Source organism: Bacteroidota bacterium, assembly GCA_039111535.1.
Lineage (GTDB): Bacteria > Bacteroidota > Rhodothermia > Rhodothermales > JAHQVL01 > JBCCIM01.
This window is the reverse complement of the sequence record JBCCIM010000233.1, coordinates 1-9,252: the sequence shown is the minus strand read 5'-3', so window position 1 is coordinate 9,252 and position 9,252 is coordinate 1. Positions and strand designations below refer to the sequence as shown.

General features: G+C 49.7%; 7 protein-coding genes. 2 read left to right on the top strand and 5 right to left on the bottom strand.

Going from position 1 to position 9,252, the window contains the following annotated elements; all coding sequences use genetic code 11:
* Nucleotides 1-60: 60 nt before the first annotated feature.
* Both AAF564_23855 and AAF564_23850 read right to left on the bottom strand, forming a co-directional pair.
* Complete coding sequence (locus tag AAF564_23855) at nucleotides 61-2,637, bottom strand: serine/threonine-protein kinase (GenBank protein ID MEM8488604.1); 2,577 nt, start codon at nucleotides 2,635-2,637, stop codon at nucleotides 61-63.
* Between the two features lie 90 nt (nucleotides 2,638-2,727).
* Nucleotides 2,728-3,327, bottom strand: coding sequence for an ECF-type sigma factor (locus AAF564_23850; protein MEM8488603.1), 600 nt, complete (start codon nucleotides 3,325-3,327; stop codon nucleotides 2,728-2,730).
* A 319-nt stretch (nucleotides 3,328-3,646) separates the two neighbouring features.
* Between AAF564_23850 and AAF564_23845 the strand changes: the two genes are divergently transcribed.
* Nucleotides 3,647-3,883, top strand: a complete 237-nt coding sequence (locus tag AAF564_23845; protein MEM8488602.1) for a hypothetical protein — start codon at nucleotides 3,647-3,649, stop codon at nucleotides 3,881-3,883.
* A gap of 97 nt (nucleotides 3,884-3,980) precedes the next feature.
* Here the strand turns inward: AAF564_23845 and AAF564_23840 are convergent, their stop codons facing one another.
* Genes AAF564_23840 through AAF564_23830 form a run of 3 tightly spaced genes read right to left on the bottom strand, consistent with a single transcriptional unit; the run spans nucleotide 3,981 to nucleotide 7,653 of the window.
* A complete protein-coding gene (locus AAF564_23840) occupies nucleotides 3,981-4,505 on the bottom strand; it encodes a hypothetical protein (protein ID MEM8488601.1) in 525 nt (174 codons plus the stop codon).
* A 6-nt stretch (nucleotides 4,506-4,511) separates the two neighbouring features.
* Nucleotides 4,512-7,037, bottom strand: a complete 2,526-nt coding sequence (locus AAF564_23835; GenBank protein MEM8488600.1) for a protein kinase — start codon at nucleotides 7,035-7,037, stop codon at nucleotides 4,512-4,514.
* Nucleotides 7,038-7,077: 40 nt separating this feature from the next.
* Nucleotides 7,078-7,653 (bottom strand): sigma-70 family RNA polymerase sigma factor, encoded by a 576-nt coding sequence (locus AAF564_23830; GenBank protein ID MEM8488599.1) that lies wholly within the window; start codon nucleotides 7,651-7,653, stop codon nucleotides 7,078-7,080.
* 377 nt (nucleotides 7,654-8,030) lie between these two features.
* Between AAF564_23830 and AAF564_23825 the strand changes: the two genes are divergently transcribed.
* The gene (locus tag AAF564_23825; protein MEM8488598.1) at nucleotides 8,031-9,032 is read left to right on the top strand and encodes a hypothetical protein; all 1,002 of its coding nucleotides are present in this window, start codon (nucleotides 8,031-8,033) and stop codon (nucleotides 9,030-9,032) included.
* The last annotated feature ends 220 nt before the right edge of the window (nucleotides 9,033-9,252 follow it).

The window sequence follows — 9,252 nt, the reverse complement described above, 5'->3', positions numbered from 1 at the left end:
TATATGCTAGGCCCCGTTAATTTTTATCCTTTCTTAATCTCCAGATGAACGCTCATCTCTTCAAATTCTAGCTAAAAGACTGCGATTTTCTTCTAACAAATCTTTCGCCCAGGCACTGCCCTCATCTTGCAATAATCTGTTGTTCATGAGCAATAACTCTCCTGCCTCTTCAAACTGATTTTTTTGGAGATATGCTCTTCCCAAATAATGATTATTAATTACGACTCGACGGTCAGAATCACCGATACCATTCTCACTGTATCTAACTCTAACTTTTTCTAGAATCTCAATAGCGCGGCTCACCTCTTGTAACTCTAATAGAGAAATCCCAAAGTAAGCATCAGCGACTATTGTCCATGGATGATTCTTGCCAACTGCCGTTAAGTACTTCGCCCTGGCTCGCTGGAAGTAAAAATTTGCTTCTTTATATTTTTCTTCGCGAGACCTAATTCTACCAAGCCAATAGTCACACAAAGCCACCGACACATGATCATCACCATAAGCAGTAAGGTTTATCTTTCTTGCCTCCTCAGTAGTCATGATAGCATCCTCCCAGCGCTCAAGATAGAAAAGCACGCTGGTCATTCCGACCAACGTATTTGCAACCTTAGGATGTTTGTTACCTAGAATTCTACGACGAATGCTCAATGCGCTACTATAGAGAGAATCCGACAACAAAAACGACTCTAAACCTTTGTATGCAGTAGCCATTCGATCCAAGCTAAGAGCCATGTTCAGATCCAACCTGTTAGCACTACTATCCCTAACAAGCTCACTAGCTATCGTGTTGGCCTTTTGGGCATAACGAAGTGCTTCTTCAAACTTCCGCAACCCTGAATAGACAAGAGACAACTCACTATTTATTTGGCTTTCCAAGAGCACTCCTTCTTGGGATGTAGCGTTCTCGAGGAGTGCCAGAGCCTGTTCGAATAGATTAATAGCTAGATCGTATTCAGAAGTATTACGCTTAGCTTGCCCGAGTTTGAACAACGCATCAACTACATCAATAGCCTCTGATTGCATCTTGCCGATATACAAATCTCCAGCAACGGATAGAATTGAATCAGCATCTTGGAATTTACCAAGGTTGAGATAAGCAGTGCCAATCGTTTTAAGAATGCTTGCCTTGACATCTGGTTGATCGTCTAGTTGATTGATATTATCAACTCCCGTTTTCAACAAATCAAACGCTGATATTTCTTTGCCTTGCAAGACATCTGGATCAATCGCCAACAAGATTTCATCCAGATATTCCCAAGCAACGTTTGCCCTATTAGCTTCTTTTATCTTTTCATCTCGCTCCTCTTTGGCAATGCTTGCCTGTGATATTGAAGAAAACAATCCACCGAAAACTGCAAATGCAGCGAAAGTAAACGCAGCAACGGACCACTTATGCCGTTGCACAAATTTAAAGGCGCGGTACCGAGACGAATCGTGGCGGGCGCTGATTGGGCGGTTGAGCAGGTAATAATTCAGGTCAGACCACAATTCTGCTGCACTGGGATACCTGCGTTCCGGCTCTTTTTTGAGTGCCTTCATCACAATGGCATCAACATCACCACGGAGGAGCCGGCGTAGTTTTAATGGCTCACTAGCACGTTTTTTGCTTAGCGCACCCGGCACTTCGCTGCGCTCATTCAAGAACCGACGGGTAACCACACTGCTTGGAATGGTTGGGATGTGTTCACAAATGAGTCGCATGTTGTCGGGCGTCAACCCGCTGCGATCCAGTTCATAGGGCCGGCGCCCCGTCAGCAGCTCGTATAATATCACCCCGAGGGCATACACATCCGTTGAAGTATCCACCGGTTGCCCATTAACCTGCTCAGGACTGGCATACGCCGGGGTAAACGGCCCGCGGGCACCTGTTGCCGTATATAGATCTTCGCTTTCTCCATCTTTTGCGAGTAGCTTTGCAATTCCAAAATCCAGCAGCTTTACTTCGCCTTCTGCAGTCACAAGGATATTGGAGGGCTTGAGGTCGCGGTGAACCACCTGGTTGCGCTGTGCGTGACGAACCGCATCACACACAGTTTTGAAAAGCTTGAGCCTTGCACGCATGGGCAAACGGTGCGCATCGCAATACTCGGTGATTGGCTTGCCTTCCACGTACTCCATCACAAAATAAGGCAACCCGGTATCGGTAACATCGCCGTACAATAACTGGGCGATGTTTGAGTGTTTTAGATTGGCAAGAATTTGTCGTTCGTAATGAAAGCGGGCAAGTACTTCCTGTGTCCCCATGCCGGCTTTCACAATTTTGATGGCAACCTTGCGATGAAACTGGTTGTCGTTCCGTTCTGCAAGATAGACTTCTCCCATGCCGCCTTCACCCAGCATTTCAAGAATCCGATACACGCCTACTGTATCACCGTTCTCAAACTGGTTGTTGTTGAAGTCAGCTTCTTCTTTGAGTGCCACCAAATTAAGCGCGGCAACGTTGACGCCGGGCACTGGATCTGAGATAAAACCTTTTGGTACCGAAACATCTGCGCCGGCAAGGCAGGCTTCTACCTTTTGTCGCAACTGCGCATTGCTGGCACAGGTCTTATCCAAATACGCAGCAAGTGCTGCACCTTCCAGGTCAAACGCACGGTCTATGATAGCGTTTAATTTTTCCTGCGGGGGATCTTCCATGTTGTTTCTTGCAAATGGTCGGCGCGTGGAAACCGCACGCTAATGTGGGGAGCGCAGGGCTGGGTCAGGCCCTGCATATTGAGGCGGTAGTCAGGCTGCGATACTTTTCCCACTCATCCGGGTAAAGAGCCAGCTACGCGCGCGCTGCCAGTACCGCTCAGCCGTACGGGTATCGTATCCGATGATCTCCGCAATTTCCCGGAAAGTCATCCCGCCAAAGAACCGGCACTCAACAACGGTAGCCCACGTAGGATTAAGGACTTTCAGGGCTTCAAGCGCATCATACAAGTCGATAAACTGTTCGGGAGAAAGCGTCCCGAAAATGGTATGCAGTCCGATTTCGTCCGCTGCATTTTCCAGGGGTTCAGGTTTTATGCCGCCATTTCGGCGCTGTGCTTTTGCCTTACGGGCGTAGTCAATGAGCACTTCCCGCATCACGTGGGATGCAAAAGCAAAGAAGTGCTGGCTGTTATTCAGGCGATGGGTTTGTGGGCCCATTAATTTGAAATAGGCCTCATGGACCAGGCCTGTGGTCGACAACGTATGTCCCTCGCGCTCTCCCCGCATTCTGTACCGTGCAATCTGTTGCAACTCCTGGTAAACAGCTTCCCAAAGGCGTTGTCTGGCTGATTCATCCCCCCCACGCATCTCCTCAATCAGCCGTGTGATTTCTCCCTGTGGTGTTTTCATGGCTAGGGGTCTAATTTTCGGCGATAGCTACCCAACACTAATAGCGCAGAAAACCCACGGAATCCGACAGCCGGCTTAAAAAATCATTCTGGCGCAGTAATGTGGCAGGGTTAACAATAAAAAACACCTTGCCATTGTCACTTTCCATCATGTTTTTACGCCATATTCTTTGTGGTGTAAGCGTGTATCTGTCTGCCATATTGTGAGGCAATTTTGCCTTCGTTGTCCACCAGATGCGCTGTCTTACAGCTACCTTAAACATCCCAAACTCCAGGAAACGCGTTCCGTGCTGCACCAATCATCATCTTTCTCATATCCAATGCCTTTCCCTGAAGAAGCCCAACTAAACGAAATTATTGACGAAGCCCTTGCACTTCCGTCACACCAGCGGCAAGCCTTTCTACGCCGCGCGTGTCCAAACCCGGAAGTCCTTGCCAAAGCAGAAGCGTTGCTTGAGAGTTGTGAAACGGAGGTGCCTGAAGAATTTCTGCGTCCAACAGAAGAAGGGAAAAATTGGATCGAAAATGTCTATCGGAAACTAAAACAGCGCAGGTAGCGCAGGTATAAAAAAGAAAAAGCACTGCCTCAGCCTCAGGGCACGTGTTATCCTGAAAAACCGCGACAGTGCAATTTGGGCAAATGACCAGAATGGATCAAATCATAATAATGAACTCAGGCGGCGAGCCCCCTTCAGCATAGCCTGTTACAGGGATGTTGCTCTTCTTCGACACGTTGCAAAACACGCTATAAGCATAGGCGCCCGGACAAGCCCGCTCTGCGATGACGACGCTAACCTGCCCACCATCCGGACCAATTTCGATTAGCCATGGGTCGGGCTGTTTTGCGCCGTCTGTTTTGCTGTCGAGAAAGAAGTGGTCGCTCCTCGGAAACTGAAAAAACGCATCAGTGCCCTCTATTTTCCAGACAATGCGGTCTCCTTTGCGCACGTAGAGCGGTCCGTGTGAACCATCTGCGTTTTCGACCCTCCAGCGGTTGTTTTCGCCAACTTTAACGTTTAGCTGGTACGTTGCACCTTCTTTGGGATTACGTGGTGGAACTGGTTTGCCTGGCGCCGGCTGCGATGGTTTGAGCCGTGCCAGCTTGGCAGCCAAATAAGTGAGGCATAAAACCAGTATGGTGGTGAGTATACTGAATAAAATAATGGGTAAGTTTTCCATAACCTCTTATTGGATAGCGTCTGATGCAGGGTGAACGCCCTGCAGATTGTGATACCGTACATCACTGCGAAGCTCGGCAAACCCGGGGTCCCCTTCGATGTTGTTTACAGGATAGCCATTTGTGATCGCTTTCTCAATCCATGTCAGGGCATCCCTTCGCATACCCAGCCGCTCAAGAATAAAACCGTGGCGCATGATGAACTTGTTATCCGTTGGCGCAAGGGCCAGTGCAGCTTCAATGTATCGCCGGCCTTTTGTCTCATCCCCCAACATAATCCAGTACGTTGCCAGTTGCGACATGGCCTCTGCGTCATCCGCTTTGAATTCGCGCAGGCTCTTTTCTGCTTTCGCTATTGCAATATCGTAAACTTCTGCTGCCCGCTGCCTCAAATTGGGTGCCCAGTAATACGCCGTAGCAAGGTTACCCCAGATGGCGTAGTCCTTATCGTTCAGCGCCAACGCTTTTTCATAGACAGCAGCAGCATCTGCATACCGGGCCTCCTGGTAGTAATACAGGGTCGCCAAATTCAGGTAGGTGATATACGATGGTGCAAGTGCTACAGCCTTTTCGTTCCACGCCAATGCTTCTTCCCAGCGACGCGCATAGAAATAACTGATGCCCAGGTTGTTTGTAGCCTTTATGTTGTCGGGTTCGATGGCAATCACCTGTTGCAGCACATCAATGGCTTCATCGAGGCGACCAGTTGACAGGTATACAAAACTCTGGTTAATGTAGCTGTCTACCCGTTCGGGGCTATTGTTAATGTTCTCAAGAAATACCGCCTCGGCTTCATCAAATCGCCCCTGCATCATAAGGACGCGGCCAATGCCATTCAGGCTGGTAATCAGATCGGGATGGTCTGCCGGCAGGTTGCTCTTGCGTTGGAGGTTCAACGATTGCTGAAATAGGGAATCAGCCATACCATAAAGCCTGAACTGCCGGCTAAATTCGCCCAGCGCATTCATCACAACCGCCTGCATCATGGGCTGATCATCCAGCTTTTCCAGTTTATCGATTCCACCGTGCAGCACATTCCTTGCCAGCTGATATTCTTCCGTTGTGCTCGGATTAAAAACCGACAGCATCGCTGTGTAATACGCGTTGATCTCTTCCTTGCGATTCTTTTCTTCTGTAGCGGCATCAAGGGCTGCCTGCGCTTTCTGTGCCCACCATGTGGTGGTAACTACCCCGCCCAGCAACGCGAGCAAGGCAATAAATGACGCTGCTACGGTCAGCTTGTAGCGCCGCACAAATTTACCAACGCGATATCTGACAGAATCGCGCCGGGCTTGCACCGGCATATGATTGAGGTATCGCTCAATGTCTGCTTCGAGCTCCCCGGCTGACGCGTACCGAAGTGGCGGCTCTTTTTTTAACGCTTTCAGGACAATCGCATCGAGATCCCCTGCCAACTGGCGCCGGAGGCGGTCGGGCTGCGTCCCTCTTAATGCACTTACCTGCCTCGTATCTTTCTCGGTATCTGAAAAATTACGGGCCGATGCTGTACTTGGTCGGCCCGGTACAACCTGACAAATTTTCTCTTCAAACTCAGATACCATCCGCGTTGTGAACCGATAGGGCCGGCGGCCGGAAAGCAATTCATACAGAATGACACCCAGGGCATAAACATCCGTTGCGGTGGTAATCTGGTCACCGCGAATTTGCTCGGGTGCAGCGTATTCAGGCGTCATTCGCCGGCCGCTATCTTCGGTGGTATACAGGGTAGCCCCCTTTTCGCTACTATCAAGCAACTTGGCAATCCCGAAGTCGAGTAGCTTCACCTGCCCATCAGCGGTAACGAGTACATTGCCGGGCTTGAGGTCGCGGTGAACAACAAGGTTCTGGTGGGCAAATTGTACAGCTTCACACACCTGATTAAGCAGGGCAAGCCGTTCGCGCACAGGCAATTTGTTGTTGTCGCAATAAGAATCAATGGGCTCGCCATCTACATATTCCATGACGAAATACGGCAAGCCATGGCGCGTTACACCGCCATCGAGCAATCGGGCAATATGCGGATGCTCCAGGCCGGCAAGGATTTGACGTTCAACCCGAAATCGATGCAGGATATCATCCGTATCCATGCCGCGCTTCACAACTTTGAGCGCCACCGGTTTTTTATAGGCGTCAAACGAGCGTTCTGCAAGATATACCACACCCATGCCCCCTTTACCTATAGGGCGAACAATGGTATAGGGCCCGACATCCTGACCAGGCGTGAGTTGTTCTACCTGCGGGGTTGTTAAGGCTTGCTCCATTTGCCGGAGCATGTTTGGGCTCCCCGCTTCATGTAGCGGTTCCAGAAAGGCCCGGGCCGTTTCCATTTTGCACGCAGCCAACAACCGCTGTACTTGCTGCCGAATGACCCGGTTTTCTACACGTTCCTGCTGTAGATAGGCCATTCGTTCATGCTCCGGCAACTCCAGCATTTCATCTAGAATTTTATCTACTTGCGCCCATTCATCAGGTGACAGGGTTGCGGCTGTCACTTCCCGGCGAAACGACGAGAGATCAAGGGTATTTTCTTCCATCGGAATGTTGGTTTCCTGCATAGCCCACGGAGGCAACGGCTCAGGCCTCTGCCATGGGTTTGTGCATGTGGTGATACAACCACGCCCGGGCTTTCACCCAGTCGCGCTCAACAGTACGGATAGATACGTCGAGAATGTCGGCGATCTCTGCCTCTTTCAATCCTCCAAAATATTTACACTCTACCACCTTGCTCCAGCGTGCATTGATGTGCTCGAGGGCGTTGAGTGCTTCATCGAGATCCAGGACCTCCTGAATTCGATTTTCCGGGACAAAGCGGGCTTCATCAAATGATTCTGCCAGTTGTCCTCCTCCGCGCTTCTGTGCGCATTGCTTGCGGGCATTATCAACAATAACCCGGCGCATCACGCGCGAAGCAATGCCAAAGAAATGGGCCCTATTTTTCCACTCTATACTTTTCTCATCAACCAGTCGTAAGTAGGCTTCATGCACCAGCGCTGTTGTTGAAAGCATGCGGCGGTTGCTTTCACTGCGCAACTGCAAGTGTGCAATTTTTCGCAGTTCATCATAAACAATAGCCCAAAGTTGGTTTTGCGCGTCGTCTTCACCTTTTCGCGCAGCAATAAGTACCTCGGTTACGTTTGACGTGTTTTTCATGACAAAGAAAGCTTTTGGGATCGGTTGGGACACTGCAAAAGATGGACTTTACAGTGCGTCAATTAGACTTTATCACAATACGCACAGCCATTGTGCAGTGCGTGCCACCAGTGCTGGTTCTTTCTACCCCGTCCGTAGCATTAGCAGCTAGAACATGAGCGCCATTGGTTTTGCCCATGGAGACCAGGTCCTGGATTGAAATGCAGCGCGCCATTCTATACTAATGCGCAAGGTTTGCCTAATTCGCGACACGGCCCGGGCAAAAAATTTAAATTAAGTGGCGCCGGCGCCGTTATGGATCAGCATGTCGCTTTTCTATCTGGATTTGCGCATGTAGGGTCAGTCAATCAATCCCCACATATCCTGATCCTTACATCGTGACCCTAAAAGCAACACTCTCGCAAATTTTCAGCGCCCATCCCCAACATCAAGCTGTAAACAACCTGGTTCAAATCTGCTTCAGAATTGCACTTGCCTACCTGCATCACCGCCTGCGTCGCGGCTCCCTTGTCGACAATCAATTTGGTATCTCCAATGAGGACCTTGCCCTCGATTGTATTGCTGAACTTTATCAGCGCGATACACACGACCGGTTTGTCGTGCTTGCACAATACTTTGACACGTGCAACTGGACATCTCTCTCTGAAGACGAGCTCAAGATTGCGCTACGCCGGCTCGTGTTCAGCAAAGTTAATGAGGGCCTTTTCAGAAATTACAGAGAGGAAGATCCGAACCTGGCAAAAATTATTCGCAACATCAAAGAAGCTGCCAAGCAAGACAAGCGGATAAGCCTCGTAAAGTCGAAAGAGGCAAGCTGGCTGGTAATGGGTGACAAAGATACTGCTGTGAATCACCTACCGCTTGCACCGGCGGAAATTCTCGAGGCCCACATGCTGTCCATTCTCTGCAATACCTCAAACACCTATAAAGCAGTCAGCGCTTTTGCCGACTTTATCGAAGTCCACCCGCATTATTGCAACGGCTACCCACTGAGCGGATTTGCCCAGGTGCTTCGGGCCAGCTTCATGGGCGCTGTAGTACCATTTGAAACCGATGTAGAAACGAGCTATGCCCCGATAGAAGTTGAGCAAGCCATCCAGCAAGCTGTCACGTATGTACGCACAACGCTTTACGACACCTACGTCCGTGGCGGCAAACTAAGCAGGGCGCGCTTTGAGACATATGTCAAAGCTGTAGGCAAAACCCTTAAGTCTACATTCACGCGTTACCCCGAGTCGGTAGACTCTCAATTCGAAGCGCTCCGTTCCTTTATCCCAGACCTGTCGAAAGAAATCTACATGCAGCAGCACAGGAATGTCCTGCAATACCTGTTCAAGCTCTCCCGGGCCCGCATGATTGCGTACCTTAGTGATGGTTGATGGTTGATGGTTGATGGAAATATAGTCCCTTCGACATTCGATATTCCTTGATCGGTGTCAGGGGTGTTCAGAAAAATAGTAGCTAGCAAAGACTAATTCGTTTTCAGCAATTTAGCGCGTGGACGTCCACCAAATGCGTGGCGATGTGCGGTGGGTGCTTTTATCGGAGCGTTTTCCTGAATAAAATTCAGGAGGACCTGTGCGAAAGGAGATAAAAGCG